Here is an 18,995-nt window from a genome sequence, read left to right as displayed (position 1 = left end):
AATTTTAAATAATACCTGAAATATTAAATCCTGCGTCTACATAAATAATTTGACCAGTAATACCTGAAGATAAATTTGAACATAAAAAAGAAGCAGTATTTCCAATTTCTTTTAATGTAACATTTCTTTTTAAAGGAGAAAATTTTTTTGAAATTTTTAAAATTTTAGAAAAATTATATATTTTTCTAGAAGAAACTGTCATAATCGGACCAGAAGAAATAACATTCACTCTAATATTATTTTTACCTAATGAATATGCTAAATATTTAATATTAGATTCTAATGAAGCTTTTGCTGAATTTAATAACATATATCCTGATATATAACGTGAAGACCCAATATAAGATAGAGTTAAAATAGATGAATTAAAATTTAAAAAATTTTTTGATTCTTTAATTAAAGCTAATAAACTGAATGAACAAATTTCATGTGTAGATAAAAAATCATTACATGTAATATTTTCTATATTTTTTTTTTGAATATTTGAAATAAGAGGCGAAAAAGCAATGGAATGTACTATTCCATCAAATTTTTTCCAAAAAAAATATAAATTTTTAAATAAATTTTTTATACTATTTTTTATTCGAATATCACAAAAAAATATTTTATTTGAATTTACTTCTTTTACCAAATTTTTAATTTTTGTTTTTTTTTTTTTTTTAGAATATGTAAATGCTAATTCAGCTCCATATTTGTGCATTTGTTTTGCAATACCCCAAGATAATGAAAATTTATTTGAAATTCCTACAATTAAAATTTTTTTTCCTATTAAAAATCCCATATTTTAAAAATCCTAAAATATCTGCTAAAAATTAAAATAAAAAATTTTAAAATTTTTTTTTATGTATATAAGGAATACAAGTATCTATGATTCCGCCTCCTAAACAACAATTTACATGATATAAAACTGATGATTGACCAGGAACTACAGCTAATAAAGGTGAATTAAAAAAAATTTTTATTTTTTTTTTTTTTAATATAAAAACTCGACATAATACTGGAGATTGCTGTGATCTAATTTTTACAGTACAAAAAAAATTTTTTTTTTTTTTAAAAATATTAATCCAAAATATTTTTTTAATAAAACATCCTACAGATAATAAATAAGGATTACCTGATCCTTGTACTACAGTTAAAACATTATTTACAATATCTTTTTGAACTACATACCAAGGAAATCCTAAATTATTTTTTAAACCTCCAATTTTTAATCCTTTTCTTTGACCTAACGTATAATAAAATAAACCTTTATGTATTCCAATATTTTGTTTAGACATTGTTTGAATTTTACCGGATTTTTCAAACAAATATTTTTTTAAGAATAAAGAGAATTTTTTTGGAGAAATAAAACAAATACCCATAGAATCTTTTTTATTAAAAACTTTTAATGAAATATTAAATGCAATTTTTCGTATAAAAGATTTTTTAAAATTACCTACTGGAAACAAAATTTTAGAAAGTTTTTTAGAATTTAAAGTATACAAAAAATAACTTTGATCTTTTTTTAAATCTTTAGCTCGATATAAATAATATTGATCATTTTTTTTAATACATCGAGCATAATGTCCTGTAGCAATATAATCTGCAGATAACATTTCAAAAGAAAAATTATAAAAATATTTAAATTTTATTATTTGATTACATAAAATATCAGGATTAGGTGTTTTTCCTTCTTGATAAAATTTTAAGAATTTTAAAAAAACATATTTCCAATATTCATATGAAAAATTTATTATATGCAAAAAAATTCCTAATTTTTTACATACGTTTTGAGCATCTTTTAAATCTTTTGCAGAAGAACAATAACCATGTTTATCATCTTCTTCCCAATTTTTCATAAATAAACCTTCTACATGATATCCTTTTTGAAGTAATAACCATGCAGATACTGAAGAATCTACGCCTCCAGACATTGCTACAATAACTTTTTTTGTCATATTAAAAGATTTCTCTAGAATTTTTATTATTTAAACATATAAAATTTTGAAAAATAAAAAATTTCATACTATTTATAAAAAATTTTATATTTTAAAAAAAATTTAAAAATAGAAAAAATATTTTTTATAAAAAAATTAAATATAAAATTTTTTAAAAATACGATATATTTATAATTATTATTTTATCATAATGGAAAAAAATATAACATGAAAAATATACGAAATTTTTCTATTATTGCTCATATAGATCATGGAAAAACAACTTTATCTGATCGTTTAATACAAAAATGTAAAGGATTAACACCAAGAGAAATGTTTAATCAAGTATTAGATTCTATGGATTTAGAACGAGAACGAGGAATCACAATAAAAGCGCAAACTGTTACTTTAAAATATATAAATAAAAAAAATGAAGTTTTTTTTTTAAATTTTATAGATACACCTGGACATGTTAACTTTTCACATGAAGTTTCTCGCTCTTTATCAGCTTGTGAAGGAGTAATTTTAGTAATTGATGCTACACAAGGTATAGAAGCTCAGACAATAGCACATTGTTATCAAGCACAAAAGTTAAAATTAAAAATTTTACCTGTATTAAATAAAATTGATTTACCTAATTCAAATCCTCAAAAAATTTTACAAGATATCAAAAACATTATTAAAATACCAATTAATAATTTTGTTTTATGTTCAGCAAAAACAGGAAAAGGAATAACTACATTATTAGAAAAAATTATTAAATTTATCCCTAAACCATTAGGACAAAATAATGCTCCATTACAAGCTTTAATTATAGATTCTTGGTTTGATAAATATTTTGGTATTGTATCTATTATTAGAATTAAAAATGGGAATCTTACAAAAAAAGAAAAAATAATTATTTTAAGAACTAAAAAAATTTATACAATAGAAAATTTAGGAATATTTACACCTAAACGTATTTATAAAAAATGTTTACATAATGGAGAAGTAGGTTGGATAATTTTTGGAAGTAAAAAAATAGATACTAGTTTAGTAGGTGAAACTATTACATCTTATAAAAATCCTGCAAAATCCTTATTACCTAAATTTAAAAAAATTACTCCAAAAATTTATGCAGGATTATTCCCTTTAAATCCTAAAAAATACATTTTATTTCGTGACGCTTTAAACAAACTAAAATTAAATGATATGTCTTTATTTACAGAACCTGAAAATTCTGAAATTTTAGGATTTGGTTTTCGTTGTGGTTTTTTAGGATTACTACATTTAGAAATTATACAATCACGTTTAGAACGTGAATATAATATTAAAATAATTTCAACTGCGCCTACTGTAATATATGAAATCATGCTTAAGAACAAAAAAATTATTTTATTAGATAATCCTTCTAAATTTCCACCTTTTAATACAATTAAAGAAATTCGAGAACCTATAGCGTTATGTGATATCTTAACTCCTATTAAATATGTAGGAAAAATTATTAAAATTTGTATTCAAAAAAGAGGAATACAAAAAAAAATTTTTTATCATGATACACAAGTGTCTATATCATATATAATACCATTAGCGGAAATTATTTTAAATTTTTTTGATCAATTAAAAATTGTTTCTAGTGGTTATGCTTCTTTAGAATATAAATTTGAAAAATTTCAAAAAAGTAATTTAGTAAAAATAGATATTTTAATTAATAATCTTAAAATTGATGCTTTAACTACCATACAACACAAAAAAAATGCAATACAAAATTCAAAAAAAATTATTGAAAATATAAAAAGATTAATGCCACGACAACAATTTAACATTCCAATTCAAGCATCTATTGAAAATCATATTATTGCGCGTGCTACTGTTCAACAATTAAGAAAAAATGTATTATCAAAATGTTATGGAGGTGATATTAGTCGAAAAAAAAAATTATTACAACAACAAAAAAAAGGAAAAAATAGAATGAAAAAAATTGGAAATGTTAATATTCCTCAAGAAGTATTTTTTTCTACTTTACAAATGCATAAAAATAAATAGGATATAAAATATGCGTAAATTTTTAATTATTATTATGAATTTTTATATTATAAATACATTTTTCTTTTGGTTTATACAATATTTAATTTTACCTTTTTTAAAAAAAAATAATTATATATATAATAAAAATAATAAATTTTTTTATTATTTTAAAAATTTACAAAAAATTAGTACAATTAGTCCATTTGTAATGTTTTTTTTTATTATTAGAATTTTTTTCTATGAATTTTTTTTAATACCTTCTAATTCTATGAGTCCAATTATGATTCCTGGAGATTTAGTATATGTAGAAAAATTTAAATATAATTTTAAAAATCCAATTACAGAAAACATTTTAATAAATTTTTATGAACCTCAAAGAAATGATGTAATAGTCTTTAAATATCCTCAAAATAAAAAAATTTTATATACGAAACGTATTATAGGAATACCTAATGATATCATTCAATATAATCCTTATACAAAAAAAATAAAAATTATTTCACATACTAAAAAAAATAATTTTAATAAAAATATTAAACATGAAATTAAATATACAAAAAAAAAAAATTTAAAAATAATGAAAAAAAAAAATTATCATACATTCTTTAAACAATATATTAATGAAAAAATTGATAATACAGAAAAAATTATTACAATTACATCTGGAATTAAAGTGCCTTTAAAAATTCTTAAAAAATATATAAAAAATAAACAATGGACTTGGACTATACCAAAAAATAAATATTTTGTAATGGGAGACAATAGAGATAATAGTAATGATAGTCGAATTTGGGGGTTAGTATCTAAAAAAGATATTTTGGGTCGTGTAAAAAAAATATTTTTTAACTTTAATTTTAAAAAATATTTAAAAATTAATAAATTAAATCAAATTAGAATTTTAAAAACTATAAAATAAAAAATATATATAAAAATTAACCAAATTACCAAAAAAATTAAAACAACATCATTAATAGATGTATAATTATTTTCATTTTTTATATTGGTGCTTTATGAACACTATTATGCTTGATACATTACAAAAATTTTTAGGTTATCATTTTATAAACAAAAATTTACTTTTTCATGCTTTAACTCATAGAAGCGCAAGTATCCAGCATAATGAAAGATTAGAATTTTTAGGGGATTCCATTTTAAGTTTTATCATAGCAAAAGCTTTATATCATTATTTTCCTAATATTAATGAAGGTGGAATGAGCAGAATACGAGCTACATTAGTTAAAGGAAATACTTTAGCAGAAATTGCTAGTGAATTTTCTTTAGGAGGTTTCTTGCAATTAGGACAAGGCGAAAAAAAAAGTGGAGGATTTAAAAGAGAATCAATTCTAGCTAATACTATGGAAGCTATTATTGCTAGTATTTTTTTAGATAGTAATATAAATATTACAGAAAAAATTGTTTTAAAATGGTATCATAAACGATTCAAAAAAATTAGTTTATATAGTATTCAAAAAGATCCAAAAACAAAATTACAAGAATATTTACAATCTAAACATTTACCATTACCATTATATTATATTAGTCATGTATATGGAGAAGCTCATAATCAAATTTTTACAATTTCCTGTGAAATTAAAGGATTAAAAAATCCTTTAATTGGAATAGGCGTAAGCCGCAGAAAAGCCGAACAAGATGCAGCACAACATGCATTAAACAAATTAGAGATAGAATAAATATGATAGAGAATCAGTATTGCGGAATCATTACAATAATTGGTCGAACAAACGTAGGAAAATCTACATTATTTAATAAATTAATCAACCAAAAAATTTCTATTACATCACATAAAATTAATACAACACAAAAAAATATTGTAGGAATTTTAACAAAAAAAATATATCAATACATTTTTATCGATTCCCCAGGATTTGATACTCAAAAAAAAATTTTTTTTAAAAAAAAAATATTAAAAGATGATATTACAAATAAATCTTGTTTAATTTTATTTGTAATTCAAGCATTAAAATGGACATTAACAGATCAAAAAATATTAGAATGGATTATAAAAAAAAATGTCCAATATTTTATTATTATTAATAAAATTGATTTAATAAAAAATAAAAAATTATTATTACCATTTATTAAAAAAATTTCTCAAAAAAATATATTCAACAAAATTTTTCTTTTATCAGCTAAAAAAGATTTTTTTTTAAAAAAATTAATATCTGAAATAAAAAAAAAAATACCTAAAAAAAAACATATATATTTATTAAAAAAAAAAACTACATGTACTAAAAAGTTTTTAATTAAAGAAATCCTAAGAAAATCTTTACTAAAATGTTTACATCAAGAGATTCCATATAATATAAAAATATTACCGCCACTCATTCGTAAATATAAAGATAAAGCATATTTTATTAAAATTTTTATTAAAGTAAAAAATTTACGTTATAAAAAAATTTTAATAGGAAAAAACGGAAAAAAAATAAAATTTTATCGTAAATCTACAAAATACATTTTAGAAAAAATGTTTAAAAAAAAAATTTATTTAATAATCATAATTATTTTAGAAAAATCAACATTTTAAAACATTGAAATTAAAATATGAAAATTATAGGCATAGGAATCGATAGTATAGAAATTTATAGAATACAAATATTAATTCAAAAATATGATATGAAAATTCCTTTAAAAATTTTATCTCAAAAAGAACTTCAAAATTTTTTAAAAAATAAAAAAAATTCATATTTTTTAGCTAAAATATTTACTGCAAAAGAAGCTTTTTTAAAAGCATTAGGAATTGGAATAAAAAATATTAAAAGTTTAAAAAATTTAGAAATTTCTCATACATCATATGGAAAACCAACAATAAAAATATTAAATAAAAATTTTTTTTCAAAAAAATATAAAATACATTTAAGTATTACAGATACTCAAAAATATGCTCAATCTATTGTAATTTTAGAAGCTTAAAATGTTTTTTATTTTTTCTTATATTTTTAAAAAAATTTTTTAATAACATTGAGCATTCATATAATAAAACTCCGGAAATAATTTCCTTTATATGATGCTTAATTTTTTTTTTAAAAAAAAATAAAAAATTTGTTAAAGATTCTTTATTAAAACTATATGATCCATATACAATTTTTTTAATTCTAGCATGAAATATAGCTGAAGAACACATTAAACAAGGTTCATGTGTTACATACAAAGAAGTATTTAATAATCTATAATTTTTTAAAAATTTTCCTCCGTTTTTTATTACTAAAATTTCAGCATGAGCGCTAGCATCATTATTACTAATACATGAATTCCAACTTTGACTAATAATTTTATTTTTATAGACTAAAATAGCCCCAATAGGAACTTCGCCTTTTTTTTCTCCTATTTTTGCCATAGAAATTGCAAATTGCATCCATTTTTCTTCTTGTATTAACATAATATATTTTATTTTTTAAAAATAAATATTTAAAATTTTTATTAATTAATTATAAAAACGTTTTTTTAAAAAAGATTTTTCTAATTTCCATACTCGTTCTTTTTTTTGTAATCTTTTATCAAATAAATTTTTTCCTTGAGCAATACTAATTAATAATTTACAAAATTCTTTTTTCCAAAATAATTTTAAAGGAATTATAGTATTTCTCAATTTTTGAACATGCATAGATAAAATATTTATTTCTCGTCTTTTTAATAATAATTTTCTTTTTCGATATGGATCCTGATAAGAAAAAAAATTTGTAGTTTTTATAGGTTGAAAATTTGCACCTATTAAATAAATTTCATTTTTAATAATACCAATATAACTACCTGTTAAATTAATACGTCCCAAACGTATAGATTTAACTTCCCATCCTTTTAAAGATAATCCGGCTATAATTTCTTTAATTAAGAAAAAATTATATGAAGCTTTTTTATTAAAAAAACTTTTTTTTTTATTAATTATTTTTTTCATAAAATTTTTCTTTTAAATAAAAAACTTATACATAAAATTTATAATATTTCAATAATAAAAAATCTCAAAAATTTTTAATATTATTTTTTTATAGAAGACATTTGTGAAACTGAAACTAAAGCAGGTCTTAATAATTTAATGTTTAATAAATAACCTTTTTGTATAATCTTTGCTACATAATTATCAGGATAGTTAGTTGAAAAATCCAACGACATAGCTTGATGTATTAACGGATTAAAAGGAATATTATTTTTATCAATAACAGTAATATTATATTCTTTAAAAAATAATAAAAATTTATTATATATATTTTTTAACATTTTTTTAAAATTTTTTTCTTTTAGATCAGAATTTTTAATAGCCATTAAAGAAGACTCTAAACAATCTATGATAGGAAAAATTTCTAAAAAATTTTTTTCTAAAGAAGAACTATAAATTTTACTAATATTTTTTTGCATAATTTGATTAAAATTTAATAATTTAGAATCATATTCAATTTTTTTTTTAATATTTTTTTTTTCATATTTTTTAAATTTTTTAAAAATTTTAGAATTTAAAAAAGAATTTTTAAATTTATCAAAATTATTTTCTTTTAATGATTCTTTCTGTATTAAAATATCTTTTTTTTTTTCTTTATCTAATTTCATATTAAATTTCCTTAATTTTAAAATAATTTTTTTTAAAAAAAATTTATTACTGCTAAAAATAAATTTTTTTTATATTTTAGAAATATTTTTAAAATTAAAATATTTAAACTAAATTTTCGGTGCGAACGGGACTCGAACCCGTGACCTCCGGCGTGACAGGCCGATATTCTAACCAACTGAACTACCGCACCTATTTATTATAAAAATATTTTATAATTATTTGATAAATTCGTCAAGAAAAATTATAATAATTTTACCAAAAATTTTTTTTTGAATTTTTAAGTATATCTTTTAAATAATTGAAATGATTTTTTTCTTCAATTTTAGTAGCATAAATAATACTAGACACACATATGTCGTTTGAAATATCTTTCAATTTTTTTTGTATTTTTAGATATTTTTTTTCTTTAAAACAAAAAGTTTCTTGTTTACTAGTCATTGATAAATATACTTGAGCTAATAATTTAGCATCTAATAAAGCACCATGTAATAAACGATTTTTATTATTTATTTGATATCTTTGACATAATGCATCTAAAGTATTTTTTTTTCCAGGAAACAATTTTCTAGAAAAAACTAAAGTATCAAAAATATTACAAAAAGTATGAATCTTAGGGATATTTGTTGAAACACAACTAAATTCATAATCTAGAAAACTAATATCAAAAATTGCATTATGTACAACAAGCATACTATTTTTTAAAAATTTTAAAATTTTTTTAGAAACTTCAAAAAAAACAGGTTTGTTCATTAAAAATTTATTTGAAATTCCATGAATTTTATACGCTTCGTTATCTACTAAACGATTGGGTTGTAAATAAAAATGTAAATTTTTTCCAGTAAATTTTCTATTTATCATTTCTATTGCACCAATTTCAATAATTTTATGATTCTGATAAAGAATCCCAGTTTTATTCATTCCTGTAGTTTCAGTATCTAAAAATACTATACGTTCTAACATATTATCACCTATATTAATTTTTTTATACAGGAGTAATTTAAAATTATGAAAAAAAAAATCCTAATGTTTACAGATGGTGCTTGCTCTAAAAATCCAGGTCCTGGAGGATTTTGTGTAATTATTAAATATTTAAAATATTATAAAAAAATTTATAAAAGTTTTTATTTAACAACTAATAATCGAATGGAATTAATGGCAGCAATTTATGGATTTGAAGCATTAAAAATATCTTGTAAAGTCACTATTATTACAGATAGTCAATATTTAAAAAAAGGAATTTTAATATGGTATAAAAAATGGAAAAAAAATAATTGGAAAAAAAAAAATAAAAAAAATATAAAAAATAAAGATTTGTGGATTAGATTAAAAAATTCTTTATATTCTCATGAAATTAAATGGATATGGACTAAAGGACATATAGAAAACACAATGCAAAATTTATGCGATAAAATTTCAAAAAAAATATTAAAAAAACCAAAATGTTTTGATTATCAATATCAAAAAAATTTAAAAATTAAAATATAAAATATAACATATATTTGGAGCTAAGCGGGATTGAACCGCTGACCTCCTGCGTGCAAGGCAGGCGCTCTCCCAGCTGAGCTATAGCCCCTAAAATGAAAAAATTAGTAGGCCTGAGTGGACTTGAACCACCGACCTCACCCTTATCAGGGGTGTGCTCTAACCAGCTGAGCTACAAGCCTTTATAAATAATCAAAAAATTATGTGAACATATAATAAAAAATTAAATGTTTTAATTTTTAAGGAGGTGATCCAACCGCAGGTTCCCCTACGGTTACCTTGTTACGACTTCACCCCAGTCATGAATCACAAAGTGGTAAGCGCCTTCCAATAAAACGGTTAGGATACCTGCTTCTTTTGCAACCCACTCCCATGGTGTGACGGGCGGTGTGTACAAGGCCCGGGAACGTATTCACCGTGGCATTCTGATCCACGATTACTAGCGATTCCGACTTCGTGGAGTCGAGTTGCAGACTCCAGTCCGGACTACGATATACTTTATGAGGTTTGCTTATCTTTGCAGAGTTGCTTCTCTTTGTATATACCATTGTAGCACGTGTGTAGCCCTGGTCGTAAGGGCCATGATGACTTGACGTCGTCCCCACCTTCCTCCGGTTTATAACCGGCAGTCTCTTCTGAGTTCCCGGCCGAACCGCTGGCAACAAAAGATAAGGGTTGCGCTCGTTGCGGGACTTAACCCAACATTTCACAACACGAGCTGACGACAGCCATGCAGCACCTGTCTCATAATTCCCGAAGGCACTTCTATATTTCTATAAAATTTTATGGATGTCAAGACCAGGTAAGGTTTTTCGCGTTGCATCGAATTAAACCACATGCTCCACCGCTTGTGCGGGCCCCCGTCAATTCATTTGAGTTTTAGCCTTGCGGCCGTACTCCCCAGGCGGTCGACTTAACGCGTTAGCTTCGGAAGCCACTTCTCTAAGGAAACAACCTCCAAGTCGACATCGTTTACAGCATGGACTACCAGGGTATCTAATCCTGTTTGCTCCCCACGCTTTCGCACCTCAGCGTCAGTTTTCGTCCAGGAGGCCGCTTTCGCCACTGGTATTCCTCCAGATATCTACGCATTTCACCGCTACACCTAGAATTCTACCTCCCTCTACGAAACTCTAGTATTTCAGTTTCAAATGCAGTTCCTAGGTTAAGCCCAGGGATTTCACATCTGACTTAAAATACCGCCTACGAGCTCTTTACGCCCAGTAATTCTGATTAACGCTCGCACCCTCCGTATTACCGCGGCTGCTGGCACGGAGTTAGCCGGTGCTTCTTTTGTAAGTAACGTCAATTATTTAAAGTATTAATCTAAATAATTTCTTCCCTACTGAAAGTACTTTACAACCCGAAGGCCTTCTTCATACACGCGGCATAGCTGCATCAGGCTTTCGCCCATTGTGCAATATTCCCCACTGCTGCCTCCCGTAAGAGTCTGGACCGTATCTCAGTTCCAGTGTGGCTGGCCATCCTCTCAGACCAGCTAGAGATCGTCGCCATGGTAAGCTATTATCTTACCATCTAGCTAATCTCATCTGGGTTCATCTAAATGCGTGAGGCTTTTTAAAAGTCCCCCACTTTGGTTCTAAAACTTTATGCGGTATTAGCCACCGTTTCCAATGGTTATCCCCCTCATTTAGGTAGATCCCCAGATATTACTCACCCGTTCGCCGCTCGCCGTCAAAATTTTAAAAAAAAAATTTCACGATGCCGCACGACTTGCATGTGTTAAGCTTGCCGCCAGCGTTCAATCTGAGCCATGATCAAACTCTTCAATTGAATAACACTAACTTTAAAAACATTAATTTTTAATTAATAATTAATATTCTTTTAATTCTATTTTGAACATTTAATAATTTTTATGTCCACATAAATTTTTCGATTATTTTTTAAAGAACATTTTGTTTACAAAATCTATAATATATCTTTTTTAATAAATGTCAATATATTTTTTTTAAAAAAATATTCTATATACAAATTATACAATTATCTTTAAAAATTTAAAAATATTTTAAAAATTAATCTAGTAAAAATAATTTTTTTAAAAAATAATAAAGGACCTATAAAATATTTAAATTTTTTATATCTTAAGATAAATTTTCTTTAATATATATTCTAAAAGATTTATAATATTTTTTTTTGAAAAAATTTTTTAACATTTTATAAAAAAAATTTTATATTTTTATTTTTTAAAATTAAATAAAAAAGAGAAACAGATGACAATATTATCTCAATTAGAAAAAAATGTATACGAAATATGTATTCAGTTAGGTGCAAAATCTAATTTTAACCCTAATATTCAAAAAAACTCTCAAAATAAAAATTTTGATTATCAGATTAATGGAATTATATCACTCGCTAAAATTTTAAAAAAAAATGTTTTAAAACTAGCAAAAAAAATTATTAAAAAAATGTTACAAACTTCTTTTTATCAAAATTTAACAATTACAAAACCAGGTTTTATAAATATTACTTTAAAAAATGAATGGATTTGTTTAAAAATTAATAAAATTTTTCATATATGCACATTTAAAATTCCTAAAATTACTAAAAAAAAAATTATTATAGATTTTTCTTCTCCTAATATAGCTAAAGAAATGCATGTAGGACATTTACGTTCTACTGTATTAGGAGATGTTACTTCAAGAATATTAAAATTTTTAGGACATCACATTATAAAAATGAATCATATTGGAGATAGTGGAACTCAAATAGGAATGATTATTACCTATATTATGGAAAATTCTATTACAAAATTTGATAATCTTAAAAAAATTTATAAAGAATCTCAAAAAAAATTTTTATCTAATAAAAATTTTTCTAAAAAAACTATAGAATGCGTTATCAAATTACAAAATAAGCATCCTAAATACCTTAAAATTTGGAAAAAATTACGTAAGAAAACTATTATACAAAATCAAAAAATATATAAAATTTTAAAAATAAAATTAAAAAAAAAACACATTTTTGGAGAAAGTTTTTATTATCATATGATTCCTCATATGTTAAAAGATTTAAAAAAAAAAAAAATCACAATTAAAAAAAATGGAACAATAATTTCTATTTTAAAATCCTCTAAAAACCGTATAGGAAAAAAAATGGGGGTAATTTTACAAAAAAAAAATGGCGCTTATTTATATGCTACAACTGATTTAGCATGTTTAAAATATCGTAGTCAAATTTTAAAAATAGATAAAATTATTTATTATACAGATATACGACAAACTCAACATTTAAAAAATATCTGGAATATTGCTAAAAAAGCTAAATATATTTCACCAAACTTATGTTTAGAACATCATAAATTTGGTATGATATTATCAAAAAATAAAACTCCTTTTAAAACTAGAGAAGGAAAAACAATTACATTATATAAATTAATTCAAGAATCTATTATAAGAACTCAAAAAATTCTCCAAGAAAAAAATAAAAATTGGACCCAAAAAAAAATAAGAAAAATATCTAAAAAAATTGGAATTGGAGCTCTTAAATATTTTGAAATATCTAAAAATAGAAAAAAAAATTACATTTTTAATTGGAACAAAATATTAACTTTAAAAGGAAATACATCATTATATATTCAATATGCATATACTAGAATTCAATCTATTTTTAAAAAAATTAAAAATTTAAAATTTAAAAAAAAAAATCTTATTATTATAAACAATATTTATGAAAAAAAAATAATTTTACAAATATTAAAATTTAATGATATTCTTTTACAAATAGAAAAATTAGGAACTCCTCATTTATTATGTAAATATTTATTTACATTATCCGAAAATTTTTCTTGTTTTTATGAAAAATGCCCTATTATTTCTGAAAAAATAAAAAAAATTAAAATGAGTCGCATTAAAATTATTTTTTTAACAGCAAAAATATTAAAAAAAGGACTTCAACTATTAGGAATTTCTATAGTAAATGAAATGTAATATAAATTTTTTTTATTTTGTTTTAAAAATTATCATTTAAAAAATTAACTAATTACATATGTAATAATAATATTTCGTTCTTCTGAAATTTCAAAATATGATAAAACAACTATTTCTGGAATACTTTTTAAAAAAATTCTAGAAATAAAAAGACGTAATGAATGATTTACAATCAATACTATTGGATCATTATTTTTTTTTTGTTTTTTAATAGCTATTTTAGTATTTTTAATTAAATTATTAGCTAAATTAGGTTCAATAATATAATTATTTTTTTCAATGTTTTCTAATAATAATTTTTCTAATTTAAAATGTAATCCTAAAACTTTAATATCTCCAAATTGTGAAAAATATTTTTGAGTAATTGATTTTCTTAAAGCAATGCGAACCATACTAGTTAACATGTCTAAATCTTTTTTTAAAGACGGCGCGTATTCTAATAAAGTTTCTAAAATAGTTTTAATATCTTTAATAGAAATTTTTTCTTTTAATAAATTTTTTAAAATCTTTTGAATATCTAATGTAGACAAGAATTCTGGAACTAACGATAATACTAATTTAGGAGTCATATTAGATACATAATCTAATAATTCTTGAGTTTCTTGAAATCCTAAAATTTCATGAAAAAAATTTTTTATAATATGATTTAAATGAGTAATAATTATCATAGAATTTTTTACTATCATAAAATTCTTTAAAATAGCTTCTTCTTTAAATTTTTGAGCAATCCAAAATGCAGGAAAATTAAAAACAGGATCAAAAACTTTTTTTCCTATTAAAGAACCCTGAGCTTTTCCTGTATTAATTGCCAATAACTTATCTAAAAAAATATTTCCAGAAGCTATTTCAACTCCTTTTATTAAAATTCTATAAAAATTTAAAGGTAAATCATGATTAATAAAAACATAAAAAAATGGTGGTAAAAATCCTATTTCTTGCGCAAAATTTTTTCTTAACTTAGTTAAATTTTCTAACAAATTATCAATCCCTAAAACTTGTATTAAAGAATTTAAATTATAACTTAATTCTATAACAATTGATTCTTCAAAATGGACATCTTTCCAAGTAACTAAAGTTTTTTTATTTTTTTGTATAATATTTTTTTTTTTTTTTTGAAAATTTTTTAATATAAAATTTTTTCTATAAAAAAAAAAAGACAAAAAGAATAATCCAATAGTAAAAATTAAAAAAATAAAATTAGGCATTCCAGGTATTAATCCTAATACACCTAATATTAAACCACTAAAGAATATTATTTGAGGACTATGAAAAATTTGATCTATAATTTGCTCCCCTACATAAGTATCTTCAGTACTAACGCGCGTTACAATAATAGCTGATGCTGTAGAAATAATTAACGCTGGTATTTGAGCTACTAATCCATCTCCGATAGTTAATAAACAATAACGTCTTGCTGCTTCTGAAAACATCATTTTATGCTGCCAAATACCTACAAATAATCCCCCCAAAAGATTAACAATCATAATAAATATTCCAGCAATAGCATCTCCACGAACAAATTTACTAGCTCCATCCATAGATCCATAAAAATCAGATTCTTTTTCAATTTTCAATCTTCTTTTTTTAGCTTCTACTTCTTTAATCAATCCAGAATTTAAATCAGAATCAATGGCCATTTGTTTCCCAGGCATAGCATCTAAAGTAAAACGCGCACCTACTTCAGCAATTCGACTGGCTCCTTTAGTAATAACAATAAAATTTATTACAACTAAAATAATAAAAACAACAATTCCTATGATAAAATTACCACCTACTATAAAATTTCCAAAAGCTTCGATTACATGACCAGCAGAAAAAAAACCTAAATGACCTTTTAATAAAATAATACGTGTTGAAGAAATATTTAAAGCTAAACGTAACAATGTAGAAAATAATAAAATTATGGGAAATGTAGAAAATTCTAACGTACTTCGTATAAACATAGTAGAACTTAATATCATAATAGCTAAAGTAATATTAAAAGTGAAAAAAATATCTAATAAAAACGAAGGTAAAGGAACAATTAACATTAGTAATAAAATTAAAATTAAAACAGGTACTAATAAAGATTTTAAAAAATTTTTTTTTTTTTCTTTTAAAAAAAATAAAAAAAAATTTAAAAATTTCATAATTTTTATTCTCCAGGAATTTTTTATTCTTTTAACAAAATAAAATTTTTTGGTAATTCAGGAAACTTTCCTCCTTTTTTTTTCCATTTTTTAAATTGTAAAATCCAAGCAAAAATTTCTGCTATAATTTTAAAAAAAGTGACAGGAATATTATATCCTATAGAAGTACTATCATATAAAGATTTTAAAGACATATTTGATTCTAAAATAGGAATTTTATATAATTTTGCATATTTTTTCATATGAAGAATAGAATAACCTTTTCCTTTACTAATAACCCGAGGTGCTTGCATAGTATTTATGTTATATTGAAAAGAAATAGCATAATTTAAAGATTCACAAATTAATATGTCAGATTTTATAAATTCATTTAATAAAAAATTTTTCGAATTAGATAATGAAGTACGACGAATATAAGATTTCATTAATTGATTACTTTCTAACTCTTTAAATTCATCTTTAATTTCTTTTTTTGTCATATTTAAAGATTTTACATATTCAAATTTTTTCCAAAAGAAATCAATAATCACAAAAAAACAATAAATAAAAATATTTATTATACTGCAAAAAAAAATAAAATTACTTCCCAAAGAAACATTTTTTTTAAAAGAATAAGAAAACCATATATATATATTAGGATAATATTTAATAAAATTATTAAAAGAAAAAATTATAATAAAAAAAATTTGTAAAAAATATTTTAAAGAAACAACAAAAGTGTTTAAAGAAAATATTTTTTGTATATTAAAACAATTATTTAAAAAATTCGTTTGAAAAAAAATAGGAAAAAATAATTTTTTTTTTTTATAAATTATCCAAGGAACCATTAAACAAATTAAAAAAATATTAATATAAAAAAATAAAAAAAAAAATATAATTTTTTTACAATACATATAAAAAATTAAATAAAAACTTTTATTATATAAATGAAGAATTTGAAAAGAAAAACAAAATCGTAAAAAACATATTACAAAATTATAAAAATTAAATTTCCAAAACCACAAAAATATTATATTACTAAATAAAATTAAAAAAAAATTTATTTCATAGGAATTTTGTGTATTACCAAATTTTTCTGCTTTTTTAATTTTATGTGGTGTAGGACTTTCAGTTTTTTCTTCTGTATTTTCAGTATTCATATAATTTCTCTAATAATTAAATAAAATTGAAAATAATATATAATATATTATATAAAATATTTCTTTTTTTAAAATTTTTTTTTTAAAAAAAAATACAAAATTTTTATAATATAAAAATATTGAGAAAAAAAATGAAAACAAAAAAATATTTACTTTCTACGTTACATAATTACACAAAACATACTGATACTATTAGTCATCAACTAATGTTAAGATCAGGAATGATTAGAAAATTATCTTCAGGAATTTATGCTTGGCTTCCCACAGGGCAACGTGTAATACAAAATATCATTAATATTATTACAAAAAAAATGAATAAAATTAATGCGTTAGAAATATGTTTACCGGTTTTAAATCCTCAAAAATTATGGGATGCAAGTGGACGTACTAAATTATATGGTAAAGAATTATTAAAATTTTCTAATCGAAGAGGAAAAAAATTTATTCTTAGTCCTACACATGAAGAAATAGTTACTAAAATCTTAAAAAATGAAATTCATTCTTTTAAACAATTACCCTTAATTGTTTATCAAATCCAAAAAAAATTTCGAGATGAAATAAGGCCGCGTTTTGGAATTATTCGAACAATAGAATTTTTAATGAAAGATGCATATTCTTTTCATAATACTTTAAAATCTTTGGAAAAAACATATCAAAAATTATTAAAAATATATATCGAAATTTTTAAAGAATTTAAATTAAAATTTAAAATAGTACCTACAACATCTAAAATTATGGGAGGATTTGTATCACATGAATTTCATGCCTTTTCTAAAACTGGAGAAGATACTATAGTATATCCAGAAAAATCACAATACGCTAAAATTTTTAAAAACATTTCAGAAATTCAAAATGTAACTTTTCCTGCTAATATATTATCTAAAAAAAAAATTTTTAATAAATCCATACAAATTTTATATTTAAAAACTCATGAAAATTCTTGTTTTTTATATTCTATAATATTATTAAAAAAAAAACATACTTTAAATTTTGAAAAATTAAAAAACATTTCAGAATTAAAAAAACCTATTTGTTTATTTAAAAGAAAAAAAAAAAAATATAATATAAATTTCATTTTAAAAAATACGAAAAAATTAAAAATATTTTTAATTGGAGATATAAAAGTTAAAAAACTAAAATATTTTATTTTATTTAAAAAAAAACCAAATATTAAAAAAACAAATATTTTTTGGAATACACAAATAAAATATAATCAAATATTAAAATTAAATCAGACTAATAAAAGAAATGAAATATCTTATAATATTAAAGATGTAAAAATACAAAAAAGTATTGAAATTGGACATATTTTTCAATTAGGTACGAAATACTCAAAAATTATAAATTTTTCTATTACGAAAAAAAAAAAAGATTTTTTACATATGGGGTGCTATGGAATTGGAATAAATAGAATTATTTCTGCAATTATAGAACAAAATCATGATAAAAAAGGCATAATTTGGCCTGAAAAAATTTCTCCTTTCCAGGTAGCTATTGCACCAATTAATATGCGCAATAACCCTAAAATTAAAAAACTTGCTAATTTATTATATAAAAATTTATCTTTACAAGGTATTGAAATTTTATTTGATAATCGCCCTGAAAGAATTGGATTTATTTTAAAAGATTTAGAATTATTAGGTATTCCTAACATTTTAATTATTAGTAAAAAAACTATTATAAATAAACAAATAGAATTTTATTCTAGAAAAAAAAATACTAAAACATTAGTATTAATTAAAAATATTTTAAAAAATTTTAAAAAAACTCAAAAATCATTAAATATATAAACAAAAAAATATTTTAAAAAATAT

Annotated in this window: 16 protein-coding genes, 3 tRNA genes and 1 rRNA gene; 8 read left to right on the top strand and 12 right to left on the bottom strand. The window is 21.8% G+C overall.

Features of this window, described 5'->3' with window-relative positions:
• Positions 1–4: 4 nt before the first annotated feature.
• The gene (locus RJT25_RS00870; protein ID WP_343126702.1) at positions 5–781 is read right to left on the bottom strand and encodes an enoyl-ACP reductase FabI; all 777 of its coding nucleotides are present in this window, start codon (positions 779–781) and stop codon (positions 5–7) included.
• 46 nt (positions 782–827) lie between these two features.
• On the bottom strand, positions 828–1,937 hold the full coding sequence (gene mnmA, locus RJT25_RS00865) for a tRNA 2-thiouridine(34) synthase MnmA (RefSeq protein ID WP_343126701.1): 1,110 nt from the start codon (positions 1,935–1,937) through the stop codon (positions 828–830).
• A gap of 207 nt (positions 1,938–2,144) precedes the next feature.
• Between mnmA and lepA the strand changes: the two genes are divergently transcribed.
• From lepA to acpS, 5 genes are all read left to right on the top strand, one after another.
• Entirely contained in the window at positions 2,145–3,941 is a 1,797-nt protein-coding gene (gene lepA, locus RJT25_RS00860; RefSeq protein WP_343126700.1) for a translation elongation factor 4, read from the top strand.
• Between the two features lie 10 nt (positions 3,942–3,951).
• Positions 3,952–4,839 (top strand): signal peptidase I, encoded by an 888-nt coding sequence (gene lepB / locus RJT25_RS00855; RefSeq protein ID WP_343126699.1) that lies wholly within the window; start codon positions 3,952–3,954, stop codon positions 4,837–4,839.
• A gap of 94 nt (positions 4,840–4,933) precedes the next feature.
• Entirely contained in the window at positions 4,934–5,614 is a 681-nt protein-coding gene (gene rnc, locus RJT25_RS00850) for a ribonuclease III (RefSeq protein ID WP_343126698.1), read from the top strand.
• Between the two features lie 2 nt (positions 5,615–5,616).
• Positions 5,617–6,468 (top strand): GTPase Era, encoded by an 852-nt coding sequence (era, locus tag RJT25_RS00845; protein WP_343126697.1) that lies wholly within the window; start codon positions 5,617–5,619, stop codon positions 6,466–6,468.
• Positions 6,469–6,485: 17 nt separating this feature from the next.
• On the top strand, positions 6,486–6,854 hold the full coding sequence (acpS, locus tag RJT25_RS00840) for a holo-ACP synthase (RefSeq protein WP_343126696.1): 369 nt from the start codon (positions 6,486–6,488) through the stop codon (positions 6,852–6,854).
• Here the strand turns inward: acpS and tadA are convergent.
• The 5 genes from tadA to dnaQ all read right to left on the bottom strand — a co-directional run bounded on the left by tadA (position 6,832) and on the right by dnaQ (position 9,444).
• Positions 6,832–7,320, bottom strand: coding sequence for a tRNA adenosine(34) deaminase TadA (gene tadA, locus RJT25_RS00835; RefSeq protein ID WP_343126695.1), 489 nt, complete (start codon positions 7,318–7,320; stop codon positions 6,832–6,834). The two genes, acpS and tadA, sit on opposite strands and share 23 nt — an antisense overlap.
• 45 nt (positions 7,321–7,365) lie before the next feature.
• Positions 7,366–7,836: an SsrA-binding protein SmpB gene (smpB, locus tag RJT25_RS00830; protein ID WP_343126694.1), complete on the bottom strand. Its 471-nt coding sequence runs from the start codon at positions 7,834–7,836 to the stop codon at positions 7,366–7,368.
• A gap of 80 nt (positions 7,837–7,916) precedes the next feature.
• Positions 7,917–8,483, bottom strand: a complete 567-nt coding sequence (locus tag RJT25_RS00825) for a nucleotide exchange factor GrpE (protein ID WP_343126693.1) — start codon at positions 8,481–8,483, stop codon at positions 7,917–7,919.
• A gap of 117 nt (positions 8,484–8,600) precedes the next feature.
• Positions 8,601–8,674: transfer RNA gene (locus tag RJT25_RS00820), tRNA-Asp, on the bottom strand.
• A gap of 62 nt (positions 8,675–8,736) precedes the next feature.
• On the bottom strand, positions 8,737–9,444 hold the full coding sequence (gene dnaQ, locus RJT25_RS00815) for a DNA polymerase III subunit epsilon (RefSeq protein WP_343126692.1): 708 nt from the start codon (positions 9,442–9,444) through the stop codon (positions 8,737–8,739).
• A gap of 45 nt (positions 9,445–9,489) precedes the next feature.
• On the opposite strand from dnaQ, the gene rnhA reads away from it, so the two are divergent.
• On the top strand, positions 9,490–9,969 hold the full coding sequence (gene rnhA, locus RJT25_RS00810) for a ribonuclease HI (protein WP_343126691.1): 480 nt from the start codon (positions 9,490–9,492) through the stop codon (positions 9,967–9,969).
• A 15-nt stretch (positions 9,970–9,984) separates the two neighbouring features.
• On the opposite strand, the gene RJT25_RS00805 is transcribed toward rnhA, so the two are convergent.
• The 3 genes from RJT25_RS00805 to RJT25_RS00795 form a co-directional block, all read right to left on the bottom strand.
• Positions 9,985–10,057 (bottom strand) — tRNA-Ala (locus tag RJT25_RS00805).
• A gap of 17 nt (positions 10,058–10,074) precedes the next feature.
• Positions 10,075–10,148 (bottom strand) — tRNA-Ile (locus RJT25_RS00800).
• Between the two features lie 58 nt (positions 10,149–10,206).
• Positions 10,207–11,760, bottom strand: a 16S ribosomal RNA gene (locus RJT25_RS00795).
• Positions 11,761–12,197: 437 nt separating this feature from the next.
• Here RJT25_RS00795 and argS point away from each other — a divergent pair.
• Complete coding sequence (argS, locus tag RJT25_RS00790; RefSeq protein ID WP_343126690.1) at positions 12,198–13,913, top strand: arginine--tRNA ligase; 1,716 nt, start codon at positions 12,198–12,200, stop codon at positions 13,911–13,913.
• Between the two features lie 44 nt (positions 13,914–13,957).
• Here argS and flhA read toward each other — a convergent pair whose 3' ends face one another.
• Positions 13,958–16,042, bottom strand: coding sequence for a flagellar biosynthesis protein FlhA (gene flhA, locus RJT25_RS00785; protein ID WP_343126689.1), 2,085 nt, complete (start codon positions 16,040–16,042; stop codon positions 13,958–13,960).
• A 23-nt stretch (positions 16,043–16,065) separates the two neighbouring features.
• On the bottom strand, positions 16,066–17,181 hold the full coding sequence (locus RJT25_RS00780) for an EscU/YscU/HrcU family type III secretion system export apparatus switch protein (RefSeq protein ID WP_343126688.1): 1,116 nt from the start codon (positions 17,179–17,181) through the stop codon (positions 16,066–16,068).
• A 131-nt stretch (positions 17,182–17,312) separates the two neighbouring features.
• Between RJT25_RS00780 and proS the strand changes: the two genes are divergently transcribed.
• Positions 17,313–18,971: a proline--tRNA ligase gene (proS, locus tag RJT25_RS00775; protein ID WP_343126687.1), complete on the top strand. Its 1,659-nt coding sequence runs from the start codon at positions 17,313–17,315 to the stop codon at positions 18,969–18,971.
• Positions 18,972–18,995: the final 24 nt, after the last annotated feature.

It is taken from the genome of Buchnera aphidicola (Nippolachnus piri) (genome assembly GCF_039383305.1).
In the GTDB taxonomy this organism is placed as follows: domain Bacteria; phylum Pseudomonadota; class Gammaproteobacteria; order Enterobacterales; family Enterobacteriaceae; genus Buchnera_F; species Buchnera_F aphidicola_AZ.
This window is presented reverse-complemented; position numbering and strand designations above follow the sequence as displayed.